Origin of the sequence: Bacillus sp. FSL R9-9834, assembly GCF_038006905.1 — a bacterium.
GTDB lineage: Bacteria > Bacillota > Bacilli > Bacillales > Bacillaceae_G > Bacillus_A > Bacillus_A pacificus.
On record NZ_JBBOWD010000001.1, the window covers coordinates 479,411 to 503,928 of the forward strand.

The 24,518-nt window shown below is 35.4% G+C and carries 26 protein-coding genes; 17 read left to right on the forward strand and 9 right to left on the reverse strand.

The window, feature by feature from the left end; genetic code table 11:
- Positions 1-67 precede the first annotated feature (67 nt).
- Positions 68-1,342, forward strand: coding sequence for an acetylornithine deacetylase (locus MKY00_RS02465; RefSeq protein WP_016716381.1), 1,275 nt, complete (start codon positions 68-70; stop codon positions 1,340-1,342).
- 98 nt (positions 1,343-1,440) lie between these two features.
- Here the strand turns inward: MKY00_RS02465 and MKY00_RS02470 are convergent, their stop codons facing one another.
- Positions 1,441-2,094 (reverse strand): helix-turn-helix domain-containing protein, encoded by a 654-nt coding sequence (locus tag MKY00_RS02470; protein WP_001123724.1) that lies wholly within the window; start codon positions 2,092-2,094, stop codon positions 1,441-1,443.
- 130 nt (positions 2,095-2,224) lie between these two features.
- Between MKY00_RS02470 and ytaF the strand changes: the two genes are divergently transcribed.
- Both ytaF and MKY00_RS02480 read left to right on the forward strand, forming a co-directional pair.
- Positions 2,225-2,836, forward strand: coding sequence for a sporulation membrane protein YtaF (ytaF, locus tag MKY00_RS02475; RefSeq protein ID WP_000100734.1), 612 nt, complete (start codon positions 2,225-2,227; stop codon positions 2,834-2,836).
- Positions 2,837-2,951: 115 nt separating this feature from the next.
- The gene (locus tag MKY00_RS02480) at positions 2,952-3,110 is read left to right on the forward strand and encodes a hypothetical protein (protein WP_000532411.1); all 159 of its coding nucleotides are present in this window, start codon (positions 2,952-2,954) and stop codon (positions 3,108-3,110) included.
- A gap of 22 nt (positions 3,111-3,132) precedes the next feature.
- Here MKY00_RS02480 and MKY00_RS02485 read toward each other — a convergent pair whose 3' ends face one another.
- Both MKY00_RS02485 and glsA read right to left on the reverse strand, forming a co-directional pair.
- A complete protein-coding gene (locus tag MKY00_RS02485; protein WP_000766605.1) occupies positions 3,133-3,474 on the reverse strand; it encodes a DUF3969 family protein in 342 nt (113 codons plus the stop codon).
- A gap of 173 nt (positions 3,475-3,647) precedes the next feature.
- On the reverse strand, positions 3,648-4,577 hold the full coding sequence (gene glsA / locus MKY00_RS02490) for a glutaminase A (protein ID WP_001149853.1): 930 nt from the start codon (positions 4,575-4,577) through the stop codon (positions 3,648-3,650).
- A gap of 324 nt (positions 4,578-4,901) precedes the next feature.
- Between glsA and nagE the strand changes: the two genes are divergently transcribed.
- The 11 genes from nagE (at position 4,902) to MKY00_RS02545 (ending at position 18,973) form a co-directional block, all read left to right on the forward strand.
- Positions 4,902-6,395 carry an N-acetylglucosamine-specific PTS transporter subunit IIBC gene (nagE, locus tag MKY00_RS02495; RefSeq protein ID WP_000938882.1) on the forward strand — a complete coding sequence of 498 codons (1,494 nt, stop codon included), beginning with the start codon at positions 4,902-4,904 and terminating at the stop codon, positions 6,393-6,395.
- A gap of 264 nt (positions 6,396-6,659) precedes the next feature.
- Positions 6,660-7,901 (forward strand): serine hydrolase domain-containing protein, encoded by a 1,242-nt coding sequence (locus MKY00_RS02500; RefSeq protein ID WP_014893337.1) that lies wholly within the window; start codon positions 6,660-6,662, stop codon positions 7,899-7,901.
- A gap of 156 nt (positions 7,902-8,057) precedes the next feature.
- Positions 8,058-8,459 carry a hypothetical protein gene (locus MKY00_RS02505; RefSeq protein WP_000335520.1) on the forward strand — a complete coding sequence of 134 codons (402 nt, stop codon included), beginning with the start codon at positions 8,058-8,060 and terminating at the stop codon, positions 8,457-8,459.
- Between the two features lie 16 nt (positions 8,460-8,475).
- Positions 8,476-8,670, forward strand: a complete 195-nt coding sequence (locus tag MKY00_RS02510; RefSeq protein WP_000899480.1) for a hypothetical protein — start codon at positions 8,476-8,478, stop codon at positions 8,668-8,670.
- Entirely contained in the window at positions 8,651-10,222 is a 1,572-nt protein-coding gene (locus MKY00_RS02515) for a glycosyltransferase family 2 protein (protein WP_029141043.1), read from the forward strand. The genes MKY00_RS02510 and MKY00_RS02515 overlap by 20 nt, the downstream gene beginning before the upstream one ends.
- On the forward strand, positions 10,212-11,456 hold the full coding sequence (locus tag MKY00_RS02520) for a nucleotide sugar dehydrogenase (RefSeq protein WP_341034390.1): 1,245 nt from the start codon (positions 10,212-10,214) through the stop codon (positions 11,454-11,456). The genes MKY00_RS02515 and MKY00_RS02520 overlap by 11 nt, the downstream gene beginning before the upstream one ends.
- Positions 11,453-12,418 carry an NAD-dependent epimerase/dehydratase family protein gene (locus MKY00_RS02525; protein WP_016716384.1) on the forward strand — a complete coding sequence of 322 codons (966 nt, stop codon included), beginning with the start codon at positions 11,453-11,455 and terminating at the stop codon, positions 12,416-12,418. Before MKY00_RS02520 ends, MKY00_RS02525 begins: the two co-directional genes overlap by 4 nt.
- Entirely contained in the window at positions 12,411-13,973 is a 1,563-nt protein-coding gene (locus MKY00_RS02530) for a glycosyltransferase family 2 protein (RefSeq protein WP_001129987.1), read from the forward strand. The genes MKY00_RS02525 and MKY00_RS02530 overlap by 8 nt, the downstream gene beginning before the upstream one ends.
- 370 nt (positions 13,974-14,343) lie before the next feature.
- Positions 14,344-16,593: a formate C-acetyltransferase gene (pflB, locus tag MKY00_RS02535; RefSeq protein ID WP_000195491.1), complete on the forward strand. Its 2,250-nt coding sequence runs from the start codon at positions 14,344-14,346 to the stop codon at positions 16,591-16,593.
- 69 nt (positions 16,594-16,662) lie between these two features.
- Positions 16,663-17,394 carry a pyruvate formate-lyase-activating protein gene (pflA, locus tag MKY00_RS02540; RefSeq protein ID WP_341034391.1) on the forward strand — a complete coding sequence of 244 codons (732 nt, stop codon included), beginning with the start codon at positions 16,663-16,665 and terminating at the stop codon, positions 17,392-17,394.
- A gap of 412 nt (positions 17,395-17,806) precedes the next feature.
- On the forward strand, positions 17,807-18,973 hold the full coding sequence (locus tag MKY00_RS02545; RefSeq protein WP_000594706.1) for a diglucosyl diacylglycerol synthase: 1,167 nt from the start codon (positions 17,807-17,809) through the stop codon (positions 18,971-18,973).
- A gap of 313 nt (positions 18,974-19,286) precedes the next feature.
- Here MKY00_RS02545 and MKY00_RS02550 read toward each other — a convergent pair whose 3' ends face one another.
- The 4 genes from MKY00_RS02550 to MKY00_RS02565 form a co-directional block, all read right to left on the reverse strand.
- The gene (locus tag MKY00_RS02550; protein ID WP_016716385.1) at positions 19,287-19,406 is read right to left on the reverse strand and encodes a YfhE family protein; all 120 of its coding nucleotides are present in this window, start codon (positions 19,404-19,406) and stop codon (positions 19,287-19,289) included.
- A gap of 110 nt (positions 19,407-19,516) precedes the next feature.
- The gene (locus MKY00_RS02555) at positions 19,517-20,074 is read right to left on the reverse strand and encodes a GNAT family N-acetyltransferase (protein ID WP_016716386.1); all 558 of its coding nucleotides are present in this window, start codon (positions 20,072-20,074) and stop codon (positions 19,517-19,519) included.
- A 241-nt stretch (positions 20,075-20,315) separates the two neighbouring features.
- Entirely contained in the window at positions 20,316-21,446 is a 1,131-nt protein-coding gene (locus MKY00_RS02560; RefSeq protein WP_000698310.1) for an amidohydrolase, read from the reverse strand.
- 140 nt (positions 21,447-21,586) lie between these two features.
- Entirely contained in the window at positions 21,587-22,492 is a 906-nt protein-coding gene (locus tag MKY00_RS02565; protein WP_016716388.1) for a TIGR01777 family oxidoreductase, read from the reverse strand.
- A gap of 81 nt (positions 22,493-22,573) precedes the next feature.
- Between MKY00_RS02565 and recX the strand changes: the two genes are divergently transcribed.
- A complete protein-coding gene (recX, locus tag MKY00_RS02570; protein WP_000268520.1) occupies positions 22,574-23,386 on the forward strand; it encodes a recombination regulator RecX in 813 nt (270 codons plus the stop codon).
- 9 nt (positions 23,387-23,395) lie between these two features.
- On the forward strand, positions 23,396-23,713 hold the full coding sequence (locus MKY00_RS02575; RefSeq protein WP_001057035.1) for a YfhH family protein: 318 nt from the start codon (positions 23,396-23,398) through the stop codon (positions 23,711-23,713).
- A 64-nt stretch (positions 23,714-23,777) separates the two neighbouring features.
- Here the strand turns inward: MKY00_RS02575 and MKY00_RS02580 are convergent, their stop codons facing one another.
- Positions 23,778-23,930: a YpzG family protein gene (locus MKY00_RS02580; RefSeq protein ID WP_000122093.1), complete on the reverse strand. Its 153-nt coding sequence runs from the start codon at positions 23,928-23,930 to the stop codon at positions 23,778-23,780.
- A gap of 38 nt (positions 23,931-23,968) precedes the next feature.
- Positions 23,969-24,127: a small, acid-soluble spore protein K gene (locus tag MKY00_RS02585; protein WP_000517891.1), complete on the reverse strand. Its 159-nt coding sequence runs from the start codon at positions 24,125-24,127 to the stop codon at positions 23,969-23,971.
- A gap of 121 nt (positions 24,128-24,248) precedes the next feature.
- On the opposite strand from MKY00_RS02585, the gene MKY00_RS02590 reads away from it, so the two are divergent.
- On the forward strand, positions 24,249-24,515 hold the full coding sequence (locus tag MKY00_RS02590) for a YfhJ family protein (protein WP_000998157.1): 267 nt from the start codon (positions 24,249-24,251) through the stop codon (positions 24,513-24,515).
- Positions 24,516-24,518 lie beyond the last annotated feature (3 nt).

The following is a 24,518-nucleotide window of genomic DNA, read 5'->3' on the forward strand; positions in this document are numbered from 1 at the left end:
GTAAACAGTCTCTTTTTTTGTGAAAATAAAGCTGGGAACATACTACGTATGCAAAGGGGAATTAGCGATGAATGAAGAAGTTGCACAGCTATTAGAACAGATTGATCTACGAAAAAATGAGTTACTAGAGCTTACAAAAACATTAATTCGTTTTGAAACACCAGCACCGCCGGCGAGAAATACAAATGAGGCGCAAGAATTTGTTGCACAGTTTCTAAGAAAACGAAATTTTAGTGTTGATAAATGGGATGTATATCCGAATGACCCGAACGTTGTTGGGGTGAAAAAAGGGATAGAAAGTGACACACATAAAAGTCTTATTATTAATGGGCATATGGATGTAGCGGAAATATCAGCAGATGAGGCGTGGGAAACGAGTCCGTTTGAGCCATTTATAAGAGATGGTTGGTTAGTTGGACGTGGTGCGGCAGATATGAAAGGGGGATTAGCTGGGGCATTATTTGCTATTCAGCTTTTACAAGAAGCAGGCATTGAATTGCCCGGAGATTTAATCTTTCAATCCGTAATCGGAGAAGAAGTTGGAGAGGCAGGTACGCTTCAATGTTGCAAAAGGGGTTATGATGCTGATTTTGCAGTCGTAGTGGATACGAGTGATTTACATATGCAAGGACAGGGGGGCGTAATTACTGGATGGATTACTGTGAAAAGCCCCCAAACGTTTCATGATGCAACACGCAGACAAATGATTCATGCTGGAGGACGTTTATTTGGAGCGAGTGCGATTGAAAAAATGATGAAAATTGTACAAAGTTTACAAGAATTAGAGCGTCATTGGGCAGTCATGAAAACATATGAAGGCTATCCATCTGGAACAACAACAATTAATCCAGCTGTTATTGAGGGCGGAAGACATGCAGCGTTTATTGCGGATGAGTGCCGATTATGGATAACAGTACACTTTTATCCGAATGAAACACATGAACAAATAATAAAAGAAATTGAAGAGTATATTGGGAAAGTAGCAGCTGCCGATCCATGGTTAAGTGAAAATCCACCACAATTTAAGTGGGGCGGAGAATCAATGATTGTGGATCGTGGTGAAATTTTCCCTTCTTTAGAAATAGATAGTGAACATGCAGCTGTAAAAACGCTTAGCTTAGTACATGAATCAACTTTATCTAAAAATGCAATTTTAGATATGTCTGCAACGGTAACGGATGGTGGTTGGTTTAGTGAATTTCATATTCCAGCTGTTATTTACGGACCAGGTACATTAGAAGAGGCTCATTCAATAAATGAGAAAGTTGAAGTGGAACAATTAATCGAATTTACAAAAGTAATAACAGCATTTATATATGAATGGTGTCATACGAAAAAATAGATTAGTATGTTGAAATCGTACAGGTATGTATACTTGTACGATTTTTTAGTGAACTATTTCAGAGTTGAATAGAAACAACTGAAATAGTTCTTTATTTTCTATGTCTTTCGTTTTAGTTCGATTAATTTCTCTTTTGCTAATTCAACAGCAATTGCATCATCTAAATAGCCAATTGGAAAGAGATAGTCAGGAATAATATCTGTCGATAAAATGAAATACAGTAATGCCCCTCCAAGAACTGCACGCTCTTCTTTTGGAATCGTTTCATTGCAAAATTGTTGATACATATCCGTTAATTGTTCAATGAAAGGACCAGCACTATCAATTTGTTCTAGCTTACTTGCAAAACTGTCATGAATACGTTTTTCTCCTTCTGTTGTTTGAGCATATCGTTCATAATTTTCAAGTTCTTGTTTCACACGGGTTGTTGTGTAGTCGAAATCGAATAAGTTAGAGGATTGCAGCGTTTGCTGAATGGTATCAAGAGATGTGTACATATCCGTCTTTTCTTTATTAATGTGAGGAGAATCAGGATACATTTCATCAAATAACAATTGGGGTGGAACTTGCAAACATTCTGCAAATTTTTGTAGATGTTTTTGTTTTGGCGGTTGTTTACCATTCATAATTCTTGAGATTGTTGCGGGATCAATATTTGTAAGCATTCCGAGTTGGCGCATAGATAAGGCACGTTCTTTTAAAAGTTTTTTTATTAATGTACTAAGCCGCTCATTTGGATTTTCTTTAGGCATAGCGAAGGCACTCCTTTTTGTTGTTGAAAAAATGTTGAGCATTTATTACATGTATATGAAACAGACAGGCACAGTTGCTCAACATTTTCATAAGATGCATGGAAAAGTGAGAAAAAAGGGGTGGCTGTTTATGAGTACGGCAGGTCTATTTTCAATTTTTTTAATTGGGATTGCTTCTAATTTAGATAATGCAGGTGTTGGAATTGCATATGGCATTCGTAAAATTAGAATTTCGTGGTTCAACAATTTTATCATCGCATTTTTTGGGTTTTTATTTACTTTATTAGCTGGCTTTTTTGGGAGTTGGATTGCATTATTTATTTCAGAGTTTACGGCAAATTTGATAGGGGCAATTGTTTTAGGAATAATTGGAGTGTTTATTTTATGTCAGCCTTTCTTGAGTAAAAAAGAGACCGTAGACTCTAAAGATGATAGTGTACTTATGGGGATTTTACGTGATCCGGAAAAAGCAGATTTTGATGGTTCTAAAACAATTAGTTTTTCAGAAGCAATTGTTTTGGGCGTTGCATTATCAATTAATAATATTGCAGGTGGATTTGATGCTGGGGTAACAAATTTAAACCTTTGGCTTACAGCGATTATTTCTGGTGTGTTTAGTTTTATTTGTATAAGTGGTTTTGCGTATGTAGGAAAACGATACTTAGCAGAATACTTAGGGAAATGGGCTACGGTTATTGCGGGAGTGTTATTAATTCTTATTGGGATCGATCAGTTGTTGTAAGGAGAACAAAAAACAACGTTCGAGTATTTCCTTGGAAATATGGCAAAGGATTGCATATATCGACGTACTTTTCTCCATACTAATACGGATTTCTTTTAAAGAAAGGGGGATCCGTATGGGACGCGGAAAAGCATTTGATCATAAGAAAAAAGGGCATGACCATCAACCACCTAAAGGAGCATTCATTCATAAAGATGTAAATGAACATACTTTAGAAGAGGAAGAGCTACCAGTAAATATTGAAACGTATAAAAATAGTTTGAAAAAACATTAAAAGCACCTACATAGGTGCTTTTTTAACGTATATCTTCAATTAATTGTTCCGATTCTTCATGCATACTGTACTCACTTAATACTTGGATACAAAGCCACTTTAATTCTTCAATCGTATGCTCAAATTCTTCAGGAAGCACATGATGAACGTCTTCAAGTCCCATTCCGAAATGAATAAGTTCAAGTACTTGATCATCGATGTTCCGATCCATTAATAGTTCAAGTACTTCTAAATTGAATATGTATCGGTGAGCTTCATCGAGTGAAACAACTTTTAGCTTTAAGCTTTCTACAATACTCAATATAAAAAGAAGAATTGTTTTTTCAAGAACAGGCTGTTTTCCCATTTGAAATATTAGTTTCATCTTTCACACCTCCACATATAGCGCTAGGTTGTACTATACTATTCAGGTTGGGGGAGCAAATATGCATAATATAGAGAAACTTTCAGCACGGTTTTTGTAAGGGGATCGGTAGCTAATAAAATTGAGGGTTTTATGCAAAAAAAATCCTGCTAGTATAGCAGGATGGTTCTGAATTAAAAAATGCTCCAACCTTCTTGAGCAGAAAGAAGTTCAAGGATTTTAAAACCAGCGATGCTATTTCCGTTTGCATCTAAAGCTGGTCCGAAAATACCAATTCCCATTTCTCCTTTTACGCAGCCGAAAATGCCACCAGCTACACCACTTTTTGCGGGGATACCAACACGAATCGCAAATTCACCAGACTCGTTATACATACCGCATGTAACCATAAATGTTTTACAAATCTTTGTAATATGCTTAGGGATAATTTGTTTTTTCTTATATGGATCATATCCATCCATCGCAAAAATTAAGCCGATACGTGCTAAATCGATACAGTTTACCTCAACTGCACATTGACGAGTGTATAAATCCATCAGCTCTTCAATGTCACAATCGATAATTCCGTTTTGTTTCATATAGTAACAAAGTGAGCGATTTAAGTAAGCTGTCTCTAATTCTGAATTAGCAACTTTAGAAGAATAATTAATAGTAGGATTATCTGTTATTTCACGTACGAAATGAAGAATGCGCTCCATTTTTTCTTCATTATCTTTACCTGCTAACATGCTTGTAATGGCTAGTGCCCCCGCATTAATCATTGGATTAAGTGGTTTAGAAGGACTTGTCGTTTCTAACTTAATAATAGAATTAAATGGATCACCAGTTGGTTCCATTCCAACTTTAGAAAATACATATTCTTCACCACGATCTAAAAGGGCAAGTGCAAGTGTAATTACTTTTGAAATACTTTGAAGAGTGAATAGTGTTTGTGAGTTGCCAGCATGGATGTATTCTGTTTCTTTATGGAAAATGGCAATCCCTAAATCATCTGGATTGGCATTTCCTAGTTCGGGGATATAAGTAGCAAGCTTTCCTTTTTTCGTATATGGTTTTACTTGTTCTAACAACTGTTGTAAGTTGTTTGTTTCAATGCACTGCATAGTACCAACGCTCCTATTTCGAATTAACTAAGTTTACTTTTCCCGATATGCTCGGAAATAAATAATAACATGAAAAAGTGGAATGATAAAACGAAAGTTGCATGTTCTATAGAGGGTCTTTCGTTTTGAATATTCTGTAGTAAAAAAGGAGAAATTTCCTTTTATATAACAGTTTGGAAATAGGAGATTTATCCATAAAAAATTCAAAAATAAAAACTACACATCTATACAACTATATGTTATTATGGTTATGTAAATAGAAAGCGTTTTCTAAGGCGTACTTATAATGATAACGATTTCATAAATTTGATAGGGGGAATTAAAATGTTGCAGTTTCTACAACGTATTGGTAAAGCGTTAATGCTTCCAATTGCCGTACTACCAGCAGCAGGATTATTGCTTCGTTTAGGACAAGAAGACGTATTTAACATTCCTGTTATGGCACAGGCCGGTGCAGCAATTTTTGATAATTTAGCACTTATTTTTGCAATTGGTGTTGCAATCGGTTTGTCTGTTGACGGTAGTGGAGCAGCTGGACTTGCCGGAGCAATCGGATATCTTGTTTTACAAAATACAACGAATGCTCTAAGTAAGACGTATTCAGCAGCAGAGTTAAATGATAAATTAAAAAGTGTTCAAGATTTAGTCGGTTCAGTAGATCCAACTAAATTAGCAGATACAATGACAAAGGTTTCAAAAGCAGCGGCGTTAACGCCGAAAATCAATATGGCCATACTCGGTGGTATTATTGCAGGGGTTGTTGCGGGATTACTATACAACAAATTCCATAAGATTAAACTGCCAGAATGGTTAGGGTTCTTTGCAGGAAAACGTTTCGTACCAATCATTACTTCAATCGTAATGTTACTTTTAGGATTAGTATTCGGTCAAATTTGGCCAACAATTCAAAGTGGTATTGATGCAGTAGCACATGGTATCGTAAACTTAGGTTCAATTGGTGCTGGTTTATTCGGATTATTAAACCGTTTATTAATTCCAATCGGTTTACACCACGTAATGAACACATACTTCTGGTTCGTACTTGGTGACTTTACAAATGCGGCTGGCGATATCGTTCATGGTGATATTGCACGCTTCTTTGCAAAAGATCCATCAGCAGGTATGTTTATGACTGGTTTCTTCCCGATCATGATGTTCGGTTTACCAGCAGCATGTTTCGCAATGATTGCAGCTGCTAAACCAGAAAAACGTAAAATGGTTACAGGTATGTTAGGTGGTCTAGCATTAACTTCATTCTTAACTGGTATTACAGAGCCAATTGAATTCTCATTCATGTTCTTATCACCAGTATTATATGGTATTCATGCTGTATTAACAGGTCTGTCCCTATTCATTACAACAACACTTGGCATACACGATGGTTTCTCATTTAGTGCTGGGGCAATCGATTACTTCTTAAACTTCGGTATTGCAACAAAACCAGTATTATTAGCAGGAATTGGTTTAATTTACGCAGCAATTTACTTTGTAGTATTCTACTTCTTAATTAAGAAGTTCGACCTAAAAACTCCTGGTCGTGAAGATGAAGAGGAAGTAGCTGAAGGTGAAGAAGCTCCAGTTGCAGGTTCAATTGGTGAAACTTACGTAGCAGCTTTAGGTGGAAAAGAAAACTTAACAGTTATTGATAACTGTGCAACACGTCTACGCTTACAAGTGAAAGATGCTGGTCAAGTAAACGAAGCAGCATTAAAACGTGCTGGTGCAAAAGGTGTTATGAAATTAAGTAACACGAGTGTCCAAGTTATCGTAGGTACAAATGTTGAATCTGTTGCCGATGATATGAAAAAACACGTATAAATAATTAGATAAGAGGATATCCAAAAAAATTGATAACATCAGTTTTTTAGAGGGTATCCTCTTTTTTTATATTAAAAATTTAACGGGAATCTTACTTTTGTAAATTTTCTTTTTCTTTTTTGTGCATATAGGTTGGTAATATGTGCAGTGCGTGATAAAGTAGGGATGACATCGAATGGAATGTCGAAAATCTATGAAAAAGATCCGGAATGAATCTTGTGTAGTGGAATTAAATTATCGGTAAATAAGGGGAAAAAAGCAATCATGGATCACGAAAAAAATAATGCGAATGGGAAATCACGTCGGCCAATTGTATACATAAAAAGAACAATCATTCTCGTCTTACTATTTTCACTTGTATATTTCATGTATACAAAAATTGTTGCGCATAATAAGAAAGAAGAAACTTTAAAAGCAGCAGCAGAAATGAAGAAACAAGAAGAGCTAAAAAAGAAAGAAGAAAAAAAGAAGCAAGAAGCAAAAAAACAAAAAGAGCAGGAAGAACAAGTGAAGCAAGCACAAGCTGTGGAAAAGCCTGCTGAGGGACCACCTCAAGAAATTAATGAAAACGCTCAATTAGATCAATATTTGCAAAAAACAGGATTTAGCGGGACAGCGGTTATTGTGAAGAACGGAAAGGTTCTTTTGAATAAAGGATACGGTATGGCGAACAAAGAAAAACAAGTACCGAATAATTCAGAGACAACTTTTTATATTGGTTCTATTTCAAAGGCTTTTGTAGCGACTACTATTATGCAATTAAAAGATCAAAATAAGTTACATGTAGAGGATACGATTGCGAAGTATATTCCAGATTTCCCTCAAGGTAATGGTATTCAGTTAAAACATTTACTAACACATACATCAGGAATTCCAGAGTATGAGCAGGGAACAGAGGATATCTCTCATGAAGAATTGATAAAACGAATAGGAAAGCAAAAGCGTATTGGAAGTCCAGGAGAGAAATGGAAGTATTCCGATTCTAACTATTCAATACTCGCCTATATTGCTGAGAAGGTAAGCGGACAACCGTTAGAAGAGTATATTAAACAACATATTTTTGCTACTGCTGGTATGAAACATTCTGGTTTTGGTAGAGAGCTAGAACAAACAAGATTTCCATCGACAGGTTATAAAATAGTAAATAACAATATGACAACACCTAATATTCCAAGTATGTCACAACTTTATGGTTGTGGTGATATATATACAAGTGCCCATGATTTATATTTATTTAATGAAGCGCTCTTCTCTGGAAAGTTGATTTCAAAAGAAAGCTACGATCAAATGTTTACAGGTGGAAAAAAAGATTACGGGTTTGGATGGTATGTAGACCCGGGAAGTTACTCGAACCACGGTGTAATGCCAGGCTGGAACTGTTTAAATGGATTTAGTAAAAATGGAAGTGTATATGTCGTTTTATTATCTAACATTCAAAACAACATTAAATCCTTTGGTAAAGTGAATAATGACATTTATACGATGTTACGAAATATTGAAGTGTAAGAGACTATCTGTTTAGGTAGTCTTTTTTTATGTGATTAGAACATATTGTTTCGTTGAAAAATGTATGTCTTACCTATCACAAAAAGAGTCTGCTTTGTATACATTAAGATGTATGGATATATTTTTATAATTTAAAAATAATAGGAGGAGAAGTGTATGTGTTTATTCGGTAAGTATTGGAAAAAGTTATCGAGATTGTTTAATAGACAATTAGATTATTTTTTAGATAATAAGTTATTACCTGCTGTGGAACGACTTTTATTTTCACAAAACTTCGCGAGATTTATTCAAAGAAACTCTAAGCAAGCTACGGAAGAATTTATTGAATCAAGTAGATTTCAATCTATTATTTGTAACATTTTAAAAGAATGTAATACATCACCTTTTAAAGAAATTGCAGAGCAGTATTTGGGTAAAAACGTAGAAATTACGGTGACAGTTGGACAGTTAACAGGTGTAATTGTAGCAGTTGGTGATGATTTCTTAACACTGCAAGAAGGAATAGGAACAGAAGTTTTATTGCCATTTACAAGTATTATATCAATTAAAGAAGCGTAAGAAAGGAGACTTATATATGTTATTTACTGAAGAATTACGTAATCATGTTGGTGAGCTAGTGCAAGTTGTGACAGCGGCCGAAATTGTTGCAGGTATTCTGTTATCTGTGACAGACGGCGCAGTAAGTGTTCGTACTTCTCCTTCTTATGGACCACCGGAAGATGTAGTTGTACGTATTCCTATCATTTCTTATGTTCGCTTGGAAGGGTAAAAATATGAGGGTATCAGTTATTATTCCAGCGCATAATGAAGCGAGTACTTTACCACAAGTTTTAGTAGAAGTGGAGAAATTGAAACCATATGAAATTATCGTAGTAGATAATGGATCGACAGACGGAACAAAAGAAATAGCCTTACAACATCATTGCCATGTCATTTATTATAAATATTCTCTTGGTAATGATGTTGGACGGGCAATTGGTGCAAGAGAAGCGAAAGGCGACATTGTTTTGTTTTTAGACGGTGATATCGTCATTGATAATAAAGAGCTACAACGTTTTATAAAAGGCATTCAGCAAGGTCACCAAATTGTTGTGAATAATTTAACATGGTCTGTTTATTTAAAGATGAGACCGCATTATACGACAGTTGGCAAATTTATGTTGAATCGTTATTTGAATAAAAAAGAGCTTGTTGTTGGATCTTTAATCGCAATTCCGCATGCAATGAGTAGGGAAGTTATTCAAAAGTTTGGTTGGTGGAATTTAGCGGATCCAGCATTATTTCAAGCGATAGCGCTGTCTAGAGGAGTAGATATTGTTGATATGGCTTCTGTCGATGTCATTCATACAAATAAAGTGCGTCCCGTTCATACTGGTACATCACCTGGCTCTCCTTATCCGAAAGCGACTAGTCGTATTATGGGGGATCATTTACGTGCTTTGCAATACGTAATCGAAATATATGGTAAGCGTGGTGGCTTTTCGGAAGGAAATAGGGATAGAGCATTTATAGGAAAGTATAAACCAGTTTTATTACAAAAGAAAAAAGCGAAATATAGTGCGATTATCCCAGTATCAGAAGAAAAGACGACTATAAGATCTGTTATACAAGAAGTGAAAAAATCAGGTGTAGATGAAATTATAGTTGTTGCGAATGGAGCGGACGTTGAGACAATTAAACAAGCGAAGCTAGAGAATGTCATTGTTATTGAATTTGAGGAAGCGCTTGGACATAATATAGCCCGAGCGATAGGAGCTATGCATGCTACGGCCGATATTTGTTTATTTGTCGATGGTGATTTTGTTATTCCAGGAAAAAAACTAATTCCATTTTTACATGCTATTGAAGATGGAAATGATGTGGCATTAAATGATTTACAGTGTTTATTAGATATGTTTCATCCGGCAGACCCAATTAGCATGGGAAAATATTTTGTGAATTTAGTAGCGAAACGACCAGATTTATGGAATAACTCATTAACGGCAGTACCACATGCTATGCATAAAAAAGTAATAGAGAAAATCGGATATGATTCTCTTATCATTCCGCCACTCGCTCAAATGAAAGCTATTTTGGAGGGATTCTCTATTACAGCGGTAGAATTTGTAGATGTTATAAAAACAAATCGAGTACGCCCAGAGCAACATGGATTTGTAAATGGGCGTATTCCAGCATTCGATCGTATTTTCGGTGATCAACTCGAGGCGATTGCATATTTATTGCAATCCACAGACGAGCGCGGGAGTTTTACAGATGGAGAGCGGGATAGAAATATCATTCAACAATTGAGAAAGGAAGAAGAGAATACAGATGAATGTTAGTAGTACAGTTGCCATTATCGGATTAGGATATGTTGGTCTTCCTTTGGCAGTTCATTTTGCAGAGAGAGGACATACAGTACTTGGATTAGATAAAGATACTAGAAAAATAGAATCAATTATACAGGGAGAAAGTTATATTCCAGATGTTTCTTCTAAATTGTTACAAAGTTTATTGACTAGAAAAAAATTAATAGTAAATACACCGGATCAAGGTATTGCTGATTTTCAAAATAGTGATTACGTTATTGTCACTGTCCCAACCCCAATTAATGAACAAAGAGAACCAGACTTAAGTGCCCTCATTTCAGCTTCGCATTATATACAACAAAACCTTCAAAAAGGACAAACCTTCATTTTCGAAAGTTCCACATATCCAGGTACGCTCGAGGAAGTTATTATTCCGATTATTTCTCAAACAGGAAAAAAGGTAGGAGAAGATTTCTATATTGGATATTCTCCTGAGAGAATTGATCCAGCTAATAGTCAATATTCCGTTCAAACGATTCCAAAAGTCATTAGTGGACAAACAGAAATGTGTAAACAAAAAGTACAGGCTTTGTATAGCACTATATTTGATGTAGTTGTTCCAGTTAGCTCCCCAAAAGTAGCAGAAATGTGTAAGCTATTTGAAAATATTCAGCGCTTAGTCAATATTTCATTAGTAAATGAGTTAAATATACTATGTGAAAGTTTAGGAATTGATTTTTATGAGGCACTTGAAGCGGCATCTACAAAACCGTTTGGATTTACGCCGTATTGGCTAGGACCAGGGATAGGGGGACACTGTATTCCGGTAGATCCTTTATATTTCCAGTGGAGAATAAAAAAGAATGGAGCAATGAGTCAATTAATTGAGGCGGCACATGTAATTAATGAGGAAATGCCAGAAAAAATGGTCCGGAAAGTAAAAGGTGTGGTGCAATCACCTGCAACGGTTTTAATTGTAGGGATTGCATATAAAAAAGATGTAAATGACTTAAGAGAATCACCAGCGTTACCAATTATTGAATTGTTAATAAAAGAAGGATATGAGATAGAGTATCACGATCCATATATTTCTTCTGCAAAATTTGGAGATAAGGTGTATCAATCTGTTTCTTTGGATGAACAAGTCGTTAAACAAGCGGATTGTATTTTAATTTTAACAGATCACTCTAATATCGATTGGAAGATTTTTAAAGGGATAAAGCAAGTCGTAGATACACGTGGAATTATAAAGAAGGTGAGTGTATGAGTAAGAAATGTTTAATTACAGGTGGAGCAGGATTTATTGGATCACATTTAGCTGAAGAGCTGGTGAAAAGAGGTTATGATGTCACTATCGTTGATAATTTCTATAAAGGGAAAAATAAATATCATGATGAGTTAATGAAAGAAATTCGGGTTATTCCAATAAGTGTTTTAGATCGAAATTCTATTTATGAATTAGTGAATAAACATGATGTAGTGTTTCATTTAGCAGCAATTTTAGGTGTGAAAACGACAATGGAAAAGAGCATAGAGCTTATTGAAACGAATTTTGATGGAACGAGGAACATTTTACAAGCAGCGCTAAAAGGAAAGAAGAAAGTTGTTTTTGCGTCTACTTCAGAAGTATATGGTAAGGCAAAGCCACCCTTTTCTGAAGAAGGAGATCGATTATACGGTGCAACTTCTAAAATACGTTGGAGTTATGCAGTTTGTAAAACGTTAGAAGAAACATTATGTTTAGGATACGGTTTAGAAGGCTTACCTGTAACGATTGTTCGTTATTTTAATATTTATGGTCCAAGAGCGAAAGATGGTCCGTATGCAGGGGTAATCCCGCGATTTATCCGCGCAGCACTGCAAGGAGAAGACATTCTCGTATATGGAGATGGAAAACAGACACGTTGTTTTACGTATGTAAGTGATGCGGTAGAGGCAACGATTCGAGCAATGGATGAGAAGGTAAATGGTGAGATTATTAATATAGGTTCTGAGAATGAAAAGAGTATAAAAGAAGTAGCAGAAGTAATTAAAAAGCTAACGAAATCTTCTTCAAAGATTGTTCAAGTTCCTTTCGAAGAGGTATATCCACATGGCTTTGAAGAAATTCCAAATAGAAGACCAGATGTAACGAAATTAAGAGAACTTGTTCAATTTCAAGCGAAAGTAACGTGGGAACAAGGGTTGAAAGAAACTATTAAATGGTTTCGTGAAGAAAACAATGGCTAAGTCACTATCGATTATTATACCTGTATGTAATGAAGCTGATACGATTTCAGACGTTATTCAATCGGCAAAAGGATTAAATCCAGTAGAGATTATTGTAGTAGCAAACGGTTGTAATGATGGAACAGAAGAGGTTGCTGATCGTTTAGGGTGTAAAGTAATCAAGTATACAGAGCTACTGGGGAATGATGTTGGCCGTGCAGTTGGCGCAAAACACGCGATAGGTGACGTATTACTATTTATAGATGGAGATTTTGCTATTCAAACTTCAAAGTTACAATTATTCCTAAATCCAATTTTACATGATCAGGCCGACATCGTTTTAAATAATTTGGATGCGTTATTTTTAAAGAAACAAAAACCGCACTCAGTGACAGTATGGCGCCAAATATTAAATGCAATGCTAGAGCGTGAAGAGTTAAAGATTGATTCTTTATTATCTGTACCTCACGCGTTGACGAAAGAAGTTGTTCAAAGCATTGGGTATGAATGTTTTGTTAATCCTATTGTCGCTCATTTACGCCTTATTCAAAGCAAATGGAGAATTAGTCGACATTGTGCAATTGACGTTATTACACCAAATAAATTTCGGCCGACCGAGCATGCTGCGTATGGCACGGGTCTTTCTCATTCTGAAAAAAGGATGATAGGTGACCATATAGAAGCTGTAGCGGAGCGAATAGTAGGTAGCGATGAACGCGGAGGGTATTATGATGGAAATAGGAAAAGAGATAGTGTCTATCATACTTTAGATTTTAAAGATTTTTATCAAGGATGGGGCGTTACATCGAATTTGTATAAGGGAAAGCAATTATCGGTCATTATTCCTGTACAAGATGAAGAGAAAACAATTGGAAACGTTATAGAAGAGCTTCGCAAAATTGAACCTTTTGAAATTATCGTTGTTGTAAATGGTTCGTCTGATCAAACAGCAACGATTGCAAAAGAAAAGGGAGCAACGACAATTGTATATAAAGAAGCACTCGGAAATGATGTGGGGCGCTCACTTGGAACGTATTTCGCAAAAGGAGAAATTGTGTTATTTATAGACGGCGATTTTGTTATTCCAGCGAGTGAGTTATATCCTTTTGCGAAAGCTATTGCAGATGGAACAGACGTTGCATTAAATGATCTAAATCATTATTTAGATTTAAGAGTACCGCTTCATCTTGTAACTGCATTTAAATATGCATTAAATTTAGCTTGTGATAGAAAAGATCTAGGCGTAGGCTCTCTTATCGCTGTACCGAATGCGTTTAGTCGTAAGTGTTTGAAAGAAATTGGATATAGATCTTTACTGGCACCGTGTGTAGCTCAAGTGAAAGCTATTCTTTCAGGATTTGAAGTTGCATGTGTAAGTCGTGTTGAAGTCGATAAGATGAACCGTATTCGACCCAGTGAACATTTTGCTAAAATAGGTCATCCACCAGCTGTACTTCGAATTATTGGTGATCATATAGAAGGGTTAGAGCAATTAATTGTATTAACAGGCAGTCGTGGTGGATTCCATGATGGAAATAGAAAAAGAGATATTTTATCCGACTTTAATGGGCAGTAAGACCCCCACTGATTAAAGTTTCATTTTATAGGTAACAAAAAAGTGTACAACATATGTACACTTTTTTGTTCTGCTATAAAAACTATAACAGATTAGGAGATAAGAGTATTACAGCTCTACAATGGGTATTGTTCTTATATTACAAAATAGGACTCGTATATAAGAATACCAAAAAAATACAATTAAGGAAAGGGTTAATTTTAAAGACTTTCAAATGAAGTTAACACTATGTATATAGTGGTTTGCTCAATATTTCACAAACATGTCACAACTATTTCGTTCACTTTCGTAAAAAAGTAGTATTCTAAGTGTGTAAGCTGTTATATAAAAAATCTTAGTCCTGTACTAATCAAAAATGGAGGAGATTAGGATGACTCAAGTATTAGAAAATGTTAAAAACGCATGGGAAAACTTTAAAGGTGAAAAATGGAAAGCAGAGATTGATGTTCGCGATTTCATTTTAAATAATGTAAACGTTTACGAGGGAGATGAATCTTTCTTAGCAGGAGCAACTGAAGCAACGAAACAACTTTGGGATCAAGTAATGGATTTAACAACGAAAGAACGTGAAAACGGTGGCGTTCTTGATATGGATACAAAAATTGTTTCTTCTATTACATCACATGAACCAGGATATTTAAATAAAGAGACTGAAAAAGTAGTCGGTTTCCAAACTGATAAACCATTTAAACGTTCTTTACAACCATATGGTGGTATTCGTATGGCGGAACAAGCTTGTGAATCTTATGGATACGAAATGGATAAAGAGCTTAGTCGTATTTTCAGAGATTGGAGAAAAACTCATAACCAAGGCGTATTTGATGCTTATACACCAGAAATGAGAGCTGCTCGTAAATCAGGTGTTATTACTGGTCTTCCGGATGCATACGGACGTGGACGTATTATCGGTGACTACCGCCGCGTAGCATTATATGGAGTAGATCATTTAATTGAAGCGAAGAAAGTAGATTTAAATTTAACTGGCGGTGTAATGAGTGAAGATATAATGCGTTTACGCGAAGAGTTATCTGAGCAAATACGTGCACTTCAAGAGTTAAAACAAATGGCTGCTTCTCATGGCTTTGATATTTCTAAGCCAGCAACAACTGCTCAAGAAGCATTCCAATGGTTATACTTCGCATATCTTGCAGCAATTAAAGAGCAAAACGGAGCTGCAATGAGTCTTGGCCGTACTTCTACATTCTTAGATATTTATATTGAAAGAGATTTAGCAAATGGTACTTTAACAGAAGAAGACGTACAAGAAATTGTGGATCACTTCATTATGAAATTACGTCTTGTGAAATTTGCAAGAACACCTGATTATAATGAATTATTCTCTGGTGACCCAACTTGGGTAACTGAGTCTATCGGAGGTATGGCATTAGATGGCCGTCCATTAGTAACAAAGAACTCATTCCGTTTCTTGCATACACTAGATAATTTAGGACCAGCTCCAGAACCAAACTTAACAGTTCTTTGGTCTAAACAATTACCACAGAACTTTAAAAACTACTGTGCGAAAATGTCTATTAAAACATCAGCAATTCAATATGAAAATGATGACATTATGCGTGCTGACTACGGCGATGATTACGGAATTGCTTGTTGTGTATCTGCAATGAGAATTGGTAAACAAATGCAGTTCTTCGGCGCACGTGCAAACTTAGCAAAAGCATTACTATATGCGATTAACGGTGGTAAAGATGAAAAATCTAAAGCACAAGTTGGTCCTGAGTACGCACCGATTACTTCTGAAGTATTAGATTATGAAGAAGTTATGCATAAGTTTGATATGACAATGGAATGGTTAGCGGGTCTATATTTAAACACATTAAATGTTATTCACTACATGCACGATAAATATAGCTACGAGCGTATTGAGATGGCACTTCATGATACAAATGTTCTTCGTACAATGGCAACAGGTATCGCGGGTCTATCTGTAGTAGCAGACTCTTTAAGTGCAATTAAATACGCAAAAGTAAAACCAATTCGCGATGAAAACGGAATTGCAGTTGACTTTGAAATCGAAGGAGATTTCCCTAAATACGGTAACAATGATGACCGTGTAGATGAAATTGCTGTAAATCTTGTGAAAACATTTATGAATAAACTTCGTAAACACAAAACATATAGAAATTCTGTTCATACAATGTCAATCTTAACAATCACATCTAACGTTGTATACGGTAAGAAAACTGGTAACACTCCAGATGGTCGCCGTACTGGAGAACCATTTGCACCAGGTGCGAACCCAATGCATGGACGTGATACAAAAGGTGCGTTAGCTTCATTATTATCTGTAGCTAAATTACCATATGAAGATGCACAAGATGGCATTTCTAATACATTCTCTATTATTCCAAAAGCACTTGGTAAAGAGGATGAAGTACAAGTACGTAACTTAGTATCAATGCTTGATGGTTATGCAGTAAAAGAAGGACATCACTTAAATATTAACGTATTTAACCGTGAAACATTAATGGATGCAATGGAACATCCTGAGAAATATCCACAATTAACAATTCGCGTATCTGGTTACGCTGTAAACTTTATTAAATTAACTCGTGAACAACAAATCGATGTAATTAACCGTACAATGCATGAAAGCATGTAAATGAAAAAAGTGTCCCTCTGCATTTTATAAATAGCAGAGGGAGGCTGTTTCAATAAAGGAGGAAGTAACATGGTAAAAGGAAGAATTCATTCTGTAGAGTCTTGTGGTACTGTTGATGGCCCAGGAATTCGTTATGTCATATTTACACAAGGGTGTTTATTACGTTGTCAATATTGTCATAATGCTGATACGTGGGAGATCGGTAAAGGAAAAGAAATAACAGTCGAAGAAGTAATGCAGGATGTGACATGTTACCTTCCTTTTATTGAAGCTTCCGGAGGCGGTATAACAGTTAGTGGTGGGGAACCATTATTACAACTAGATTTCTTAATTGAATTATTTAAGAAATGTAAGGAAATTGGAATTCATACAACAATTGATTCTTCAGGTGGTTGTTATTCTGAAGAACCAGAATTCCAAAATAAGCTAGATATTTTAATGGAGTACACAGATTTAGTTTTATTGGATTTGAAACATATTGATTCAAAGAAACATCGTAAATTAACAGGAAAACCAAATGAACATATTTTACAATTTGCTCGTTATTTATCGGATAAAAATAAACCGATTTGGGTGCGACACGTATTAGTTCCTGGTATTACTGATAATGAAGAGGATCTACAAAAACTATCTAGTTTTATTCAAAGTCTGTCTAATGTTCAGAAAGTTGAAGTGCCACCATACCATAAGCTTGGTGTATATAAATGGGAGGCACTTGGGCATAAGTATCCACTCGCAAATGTAGAACCGCCTACTGAAAAAAATGTAGAAGAAGCAAGACATATTTTACAAGCAGTCTAATCCAAATATTGGGTTAGGCTTTTTGCTTTCTTTACAATAAAACCTAGAGTATATATGGAGAAAAGAGTATACTGAAAATAGAATATCCATATTTTTGTAAGGAATAAGTGGAGAAATTTACATAATTGTAAAGGGAAATCAAAATAGTAAAAAGAATTAAGAAGTAAAAGAGTGAGTATCATGGAATAGAGAACATTTGTAAGTTATTGCGAAAGCTCTTATAGGAAAGTATAATGTAAAGATATGAGCACAGATAGGATTAAGGGGTCAATCTTATATGCTTTGCATATCCACGACAGGTACATAGCTGAAAGAGAAATATTAGAGTCTGTTTATGTAATTTTTAAGGAAAATGTTTTTCCTATTGTCGTATATGCAATATGGAGAAACAATAAGCTAGGAGTGGATTTGTTTGATAAAAAACCCCAAGGTTTTAATATTAACTGCACATTACGGAAACGGTCATGTGCAAGTAGCGAAAACATTAGAACAAACATTTCGCCAAAAAGGAATTAAAGATGTAATTGTATGCGATTTGTTCGGAGAATCACATCCGGTTATAACCGATATTACAAAATATTTATATTTAAAAAGTTATACAATAGGAAAAGAATTGTACCGCTTGTTTTATTATGGCGTAGAAAAAATTTATGATAAAAAAATAGCATCTTGGTATGCTAATTTTGGAAGAAAACGTTTGAAATTACTTTTACAAGCGGAGAAACCGGATATTGTTATTAATACCTTTCCGATTATAGCTGTACCAGAATTAAAAAAGCAAACAGGTATTTCAATTCCTGTGTATAACGTATTAACGGATTTTTGTGTGCACAAAATATGGATTCATCGGGAAGTAGATCGTTATTTTGTAGCAACTGATCACGTAAAAAAAGTTATGGTTGATATTGGTGTACCTGCGGAGCAAATTGTTGAAACTGGAATTCCGATTCGTAGTAGTTTTGAGTTAAAGATTAATCCAGACATTATATATAATAAATATCAGTTATGTAAGAATAAAAAGATTTTACTAATTGTAGCAGGTGCTCATGGGGTATTAGGAAGTGTAAAAGAACTATGCCAATCATTTATGTCAGTACCTGATTTACAAGTAGTTGTCGTTTGTGGGAAAAATGAAGCGTTAAAACAGGATTTATTAGGGTTACAGGAAAAAAATCCTGATGCATTAAAAGTATTTGGTTATGTAGAAAATATTGATGAACTATTCCGTGTTACTTCTTGTATGATTACAAAGCCAGGCGGTATTACGTTAAGTGAAGCGGCAGCATTGCAAGTACCTGTCATTTTATATAAGCCTGTTCCAGGACAAGAAAATGAAAATGCGATGTACTTTGAAAGAAAAGGGGCTGCAGTTGTCATTCGTGATGATAGTGAGGTTTTTGCAAAAACAGAGGCGTTATTACAAGATGATATGAAGCTTCTTCAAATGAAAGAAGCGATGAAAAGCATTTATCGCCCAGAGCCAGCTGATCATATTGTGGATACAATTTTGGCAGAAAATCATGTAGAACCGAATCATATACCTATTAAATCACCTGCTCTTGCACAATCATTTACTTAATATGAAACCCTCTTTTGTATGTTTAAAGAGGGTTTTTTATTGTTTTCCAAGATAAAGACTTATCCACATGAAGAGTGCGCTTTCATTAAACAGTAAAGTCGGAATATTAACAACTATATCCACATTATCCACAATTTTTAGAAAAATATCCACAATTCTAACATTTGATGTGCGTTACAACATACAAACTTGTGAAGGGTTTTTGTAATTTATTCACAATTCTATCAATTCTGTGGATAACGTTATCCACAGAAAAAATATGTAATGAGAATGAATAATTAGGGGGGAGAACTTCTAATTATTCATTCTCACTTTAAATATTTTTTGAGCGATAACCCGCTGCGCGATCTGCTTTACGAAATTCTCGTTGGTAGAGAACTTCTTGTGTACTAGATAATGCGTTTTTTGCTTTGTCACGTTTCTTTTTATCCATTACAAATCACCTCGTGTCCTAAAGTTACTATATATCGTTTCCAGAGACATGGGGTGATATACGTATATATCAAAATGTTAATGGTTAATTATTATTTCTGAAAATTTAGATTACGCTTCTTTTAAGTGATGAGAATCTTGGAACGTTGTATCTCGCATTGTAGCAAGTGTATATTGATCTTTTGGAATTTCATATAAGTTATATACTTCTTCATTCGCGTTAATTTCATCATAAACGGATCTTCTTGTTTCGTTTGCTAGATTTACATATTGTAATTTTTCTGCAGCTTTAATAGAACGAATATTTATTTTGCGAATACGCATAAAGATCGTTTCAATATCTAACTCGTAGAAAAGTTCGCTAAAAAATGAATCTTTTGCCAATTTATTGTAGCCTTTTCCGTGATAAGGTTTGCCAAGCCATGTTCCAAGGAAGCCGGCTTTTTCTTGCACATCAAATAAAGTAATTGTTCCGATAGGGTTACCCCATTCGTCTAAAATTGTGCGTGAAATTAATTCCCCACGCTCTTCAGCTTCAATCGTTTGTTTCGTTAAAAATAAATATTCCTCATAAGAATAAGCCTTTTGACGCACAAAAGGGAAGACAGCTGGATCCACCATTAACTCGTATAGAACGTGGCTGTCGTGTAAGTCGCGTTTTTTCAACATACTAACTCCTCCTCACACGAGGGTAGCATGACGAAAAAACACCCCACCCTCGAAATTTTTATATCAATCTTTAAAAAATTTCGGGGTGGGAATCGAACCCACTAGAACCAGTTTCTAACGCTGGTGGCGCACCATTTGCCTTCCCCATTCATCAATTTGAAAATGATAATCACGACACAAATTGATTATGGTTTCATTCAGTTTATAATCGTATAATACTTTATCTAGTCAAAAAAATAAACTAGTTTTTTTTATTTTTTTTGTAAATTATTTTTCCATCAATCATAGTTAGTACAGGCTTGGCTAAATAATGGAAAGGATGATGGGTCCAGAGCACAAGATCGGCGTCTTTTCCAGTCTCAATGCTTCCAATTCTATCCTCTAAACGTAAATTTCGCGCTGGAAATATAGTGATTCCTTCTAGTGCAGTTTTTTCGTCTAATCCTTCCCTTACTGCGACAGCAGCACAAACATTTAAATATTGAATGGGTGTATAGGGGTGATCTGTTGTGATGGAAACTTCCACTCCATTTTTTGATAATATATGGTAAGTATCCCATGTTTTATTTTTTAGTTCGATTTTAGAACGGCGTGTAAGCGTGGGGCCAACTGAAACCTTCAAATTGTGTTTTGAAAGCTCTTCAACAATAAAGTGTCCTTCTGTACAATGTTCAATACGTAAATCAAGATTGAACTCTGTTGCAAAGCGTAGAGCAGAACTAATATCATCTGCTCGGTGAGCGTGGATACGTACGGGTATTTCACGGCGTAATGCTTTTAAGATAGGAAGCATTCGAAAATCAGCTTCATGCCCGTAGTGCTGTGCTTCATAGAATGATTCCCGAAGTAATCCCATAATTCCCATACGCGTAATGGACTCTTTTGTGCCATTACTATGGACCTTTTTAGGATTTTCTCCAAAGGCAATCTTTAAGCCAGCAGGCTCTTGAATAATCATATGATCAATACAAGTTCCAGCTGTTTTTATTACACAAGTCGTACCACCGATAATGTTTTGACTTCCTGGCATAACGTGAACAGTTGTGATTCCATTTTGTACCGCATCTTGAAATGCAATATCAAAAGGGTGAATTCCGTCCAAAGAACGGATATGTGGTGTTGAAACTTCAGATGTTTCATTTGCGTCATTGCCAGCCCAACCAGTACCTTCATCATAGAGACCAAGATGGGTATGGACATCAATAAATCCAGGTAAGAGATGAAGAGCACGTGCGTCTATAACTGTCATATCTTGAGTAGGTTGAATGGAAGGCTTGACCTCAGCAATTTTTTCTCCTGTAACGAGTACATCCCCTTGAAATTTTTGGGATGTAATAGGATAGACAATGGCTTGTTTGAGCAATATTTTCATAGGTACCTCATTTCTGTTACTTTATAATGTTAATGGAATGTAAAGGAAAGTAACTGAAAGATTATTTGTGTAATAATGCTCCGGATGCTAGAAAATGAAAGTTTTGAAAGGGCCCTCTGTAAAACTGTGTTTTAGAAGTACTACATTGTATGCGAAAGTATATTTTGTAATGCATGGTCTATTGACGGAAATGTGTATTGATACCCATGCTCAATTGCTTTACTAGGTAATACATGTTGCCCTTCTAGTACAAGTATGCTCATTTCACCAAGTAAAGCATGAAGCATGAATGAAGGGACAGGTAACCAATGAGGTTTTTTTATGATAGTTGCAATGATTTCTCCAAATTCCTTCATTCTTATAGGCTCGGGAGCTGTAATGTTAAGAGGTCCATCAATTTCTTCTTTGTGTATGATGAAATCAATCATGCAAGCGACATCATTTATATGAATCCATGATAACCATTGGTTTCCAGACCCGACTGTACCTCCGATATAAAATTGATAGGGAAGTAGCATCTTTGGAAGAGCTCCTCCGTCTGGCCCTAAGACGACTCCGAATCTTGCGTAGATTGTTCGTATTCCGAGAGAACGTGCTTTAGATGCTTCTTGTTCCCATGAATATACTGTATTTGCTAAAAAGTCATTTCCAGGAGTCACATGCTGTTCTGTAAAAGACTCAGTTTCAGACGTTCCGTAGTATCCAATTGCGCTTGCGTTAATAAATGTGTGTGGTTTTGTAGGGAGTGCCTGCAATTGTTTAATGAGTCCTTTTGTTGTTTGAATTCTACTGTTTAAAATGACTTTCTTTTGTTTCTTTGTCCATCTACTATTAATAGACTCTCCAGCTAGATTAATAACTACATCAATAGAAGAGAGGGGGAAGGTTCGTAAATCTGGTGTCCATTGTACATACTGAAGGTTAGGATCGGAAGTTTCAGCAGTTTTTTTTCGCGAGAGAATGTAAACAGTATATCCTTTTTGAATAAAAAAAGTAGAAAGGTATTTACCGATAAAACCGGTACCACCAGAAATTGCGATTTTCACAATTATTTCCTCCTCATTATATATATTCTTGAAAAGCAAAAACGTTCCTTGACTATGTTAAAATAATAGAGAGGTGAGAGTATGGCTGTCATTACAAAAATAGAAGTGCAAAAACGATCGAAAGAACGGTTTAATATTTATATCGATAAAGGTCAAGGTGAAGAATACGGATTTAGTGTGAATGAAGTAATCTTAATAAAACACGGATTACAAAAGGGCTTAGAAATTGATGAAATAGCGTTAGGAAATATTTTGTACAATGAAGAGGTACAAAAAGCATATTTACAAGCAATTTCCTATTTATCCTATCAAATGAGAACGAAACTAGAAATAGAAGATTTTTTACGAAAAAAAGAAGTGGGACAAGCCATCATCTCTGAAGTCGTTTCGAAATTATTACATGACCGATATATTAATGATAAAGAGTATGCTATTTTATATACGAGAACACAAAGTAATGTGAATCGAAAAGGTCCAACGGTTATTAAAAGAGAGTTGTTAAATAAAGGTGTTCAGGATCTAATTATTACGCATAGTTTACAAGAATATCCGAAGGAAAAGCAAATTGAGAATGCTTTAATTCTTATAGAAAAGAAAAAGAAATCTTATCAAAAGCATTCCTTTTTACAAATGAAGCTAAAGTTAGACGAAATGCTTGTTCGTAAAGGATATTCTAGAGATGTGATTCAAATTTGTTTGGAAGAATTGAAAGACGAAAAAGATGACGAAAAGCAACAAGAAGCGTTACACTATCATGGGAATAAATATTATGAGAAATATAAGAAGTATGATGGATGGACATTTGAAAATAAGATGAAACAAGCGTTATATCGTAAAGGATTCTCTATTGATGAGATAGAGATATTTTTACAAATGAAACGCGAAGAGGGATGAGGGAACAAAATGAATATGCCAAAACGCTACAGTGAAATGACACCATATGAGCTAAGGGAAGAAATTGGGGTTTTGAAAGAGCAAGCGATAAAAGCTGAGCAACTTGGAATTGTAAATGAGTTCGATGTATTAATGCGAAAGATAGCAATGGCTCGCGCTTATATGACTGACATAAACAAATTCCATATCGGTGAGACATATGAATTAGTAGAAGAACCTGGTATATTATTTGAAATTACGTATTTCAATGGGGTATTTGCTTGGGGACATAAGCAAAATGATAATGAAGAGATTGGAATACCGATTTCTTTATTGCAAGAAAAATAAAAACCAGAGAGCGAATATCTCTCTGGTTTTCATCTTTGGTAGGCGTTACAGGAGATAGGAGATTCTAAAATTGGCGTTTTTTACATTCATTCGCCAATATAATGAGAGACTGGGTTTGTTGCGTCTGTCCGTTAACTTGCGCTTTTGCATGTTTCGGACGAGTCCACGTATGGTTAAATAATTCAGAACGACTATCTAAGCGATCACGGTAGCTCATCTTTATCACCTCGTGTAGGAAGTTAAGTTACTTTGTTACTACTCTTCCTGCTGATTTGCAGCACGCATACGTTCTTGTGGGTGCGTGTTAATTGTGCCGTTAGGTCGTTTCGAAGCGAAGCGTGATTTCGCTTTCGGTTGACCGTCGATTTTGCTGTTGTTTTTTGACTCAGACCAAAATTCGGCTTGTTTACCCATTGCGAACGCCCTCCTCATCATCAGTTGATACCTCTTGAAGAAGTATCAATTATAGAATGTGCAAAATAGAAGAAACTATCCTTTAGAAATGAAGGGATAATTAGGTAAAGGAGACTAGAACATGAATGATATTTATGAAGCATTAACGAAAGAACTATTAGACAAAAATGACAAGCTTTCTTACGCGCAAGCTCGTGCGTGGGTTGAATTACTATGGGAAGATTTTCAAACGACTTATGCGAAATCAGGTCGTTATCAAGGAGAAGAAATGACTGAACAAGTTGTGCGATCATGGATTAATAATCATGGAGGACGCCTTCATGAAATGCGTACAAATAATCCGAAATATAGCCATCTAATCAATCAAGAAGATCATTTGAAACATTAAAAA

What these genes read in the sequence shown, in the direction of transcription:
- MKY00_RS02500 (WP_014893337.1), top strand. Translation starts at nt 6,660, where the DNA reads ATGGATCACGAAAAAAATAATGCGAATGGGAAATCACGTCGGCCAATT.
- MKY00_RS02505 (WP_000335520.1), top strand. Translation starts at nt 8,058, where the DNA reads ATGTGTTTATTCGGTAAGTATTGGAAAAAGTTATCGAGATTGTTTAAT.
- recX (WP_000268520.1), top strand. Translation starts at nt 22,574, where the DNA reads ATGGCTGTCATTACAAAAATAGAAGTGCAAAAACGATCGAAAGAACGG.
- MKY00_RS02560 (WP_000698310.1), bottom strand. Translation starts at nt 21,446, where the DNA reads ATGAAAATATTGCTCAAACAAGCCATTGTCTATCCTATTACATCCCAA.
- MKY00_RS02590 (WP_000998157.1), top strand. Translation starts at nt 24,249, where the DNA reads ATGAATGATATTTATGAAGCATTAACGAAAGAACTATTAGACAAAAAT.
- MKY00_RS02580 (WP_000122093.1), bottom strand. Translation starts at nt 23,930, where the DNA reads ATGAGCTACCGTGATCGCTTAGATAGTCGTTCTGAATTATTTAACCAT.
- MKY00_RS02480 (WP_000532411.1), top strand. Translation starts at nt 2,952, where the DNA reads ATGGGACGCGGAAAAGCATTTGATCATAAGAAAAAAGGGCATGACCAT.
- nagE (WP_000938882.1), top strand. Translation starts at nt 4,902, where the DNA reads ATGTTGCAGTTTCTACAACGTATTGGTAAAGCGTTAATGCTTCCAATT.
- MKY00_RS02465 (WP_016716381.1), top strand. Translation starts at nt 68, where the DNA reads ATGAATGAAGAAGTTGCACAGCTATTAGAACAGATTGATCTACGAAAA.
- glsA (WP_001149853.1), bottom strand. Translation starts at nt 4,577, where the DNA reads ATGCAGTGCATTGAAACAAACAACTTACAACAGTTGTTAGAACAAGTA.
- MKY00_RS02485 (WP_000766605.1), bottom strand. Translation starts at nt 3,474, where the DNA reads ATGAAACTAATATTTCAAATGGGAAAACAGCCTGTTCTTGAAAAAACA.
- ytaF (WP_000100734.1), top strand. Translation starts at nt 2,225, where the DNA reads ATGAGTACGGCAGGTCTATTTTCAATTTTTTTAATTGGGATTGCTTCT.
- MKY00_RS02585 (WP_000517891.1), bottom strand. Translation starts at nt 24,127, where the DNA reads ATGGGTAAACAAGCCGAATTTTGGTCTGAGTCAAAAAACAACAGCAAA.
- MKY00_RS02525 (WP_016716384.1), top strand. Translation starts at nt 11,453, where the DNA reads ATGAGTAAGAAATGTTTAATTACAGGTGGAGCAGGATTTATTGGATCA.
- MKY00_RS02530 (WP_001129987.1), top strand. Translation starts at nt 12,411, where the DNA reads ATGGCTAAGTCACTATCGATTATTATACCTGTATGTAATGAAGCTGAT.
- MKY00_RS02575 (WP_001057035.1), top strand. Translation starts at nt 23,396, where the DNA reads ATGAATATGCCAAAACGCTACAGTGAAATGACACCATATGAGCTAAGG.
- pflA (WP_341034391.1), top strand. Translation starts at nt 16,663, where the DNA reads ATGGTAAAAGGAAGAATTCATTCTGTAGAGTCTTGTGGTACTGTTGAT.
- MKY00_RS02520 (WP_341034390.1), top strand. Translation starts at nt 10,212, where the DNA reads ATGAATGTTAGTAGTACAGTTGCCATTATCGGATTAGGATATGTTGGT.
- pflB (WP_000195491.1), top strand. Translation starts at nt 14,344, where the DNA reads ATGACTCAAGTATTAGAAAATGTTAAAAACGCATGGGAAAACTTTAAA.
- MKY00_RS02470 (WP_001123724.1), bottom strand. Translation starts at nt 2,094, where the DNA reads ATGCCTAAAGAAAATCCAAATGAGCGGCTTAGTACATTAATAAAAAAA.
- MKY00_RS02555 (WP_016716386.1), bottom strand. Translation starts at nt 20,074, where the DNA reads ATGTTGAAAAAACGCGACTTACACGACAGCCACGTTCTATACGAGTTA.
- MKY00_RS02510 (WP_000899480.1), top strand. Translation starts at nt 8,476, where the DNA reads ATGTTATTTACTGAAGAATTACGTAATCATGTTGGTGAGCTAGTGCAA.
- MKY00_RS02550 (WP_016716385.1), bottom strand. Translation starts at nt 19,406, where the DNA reads ATGGATAAAAAGAAACGTGACAAAGCAAAAAACGCATTATCTAGTACA.
- MKY00_RS02515 (WP_029141043.1), top strand. Translation starts at nt 8,651, where the DNA reads ATGTTCGCTTGGAAGGGTAAAAATATGAGGGTATCAGTTATTATTCCA.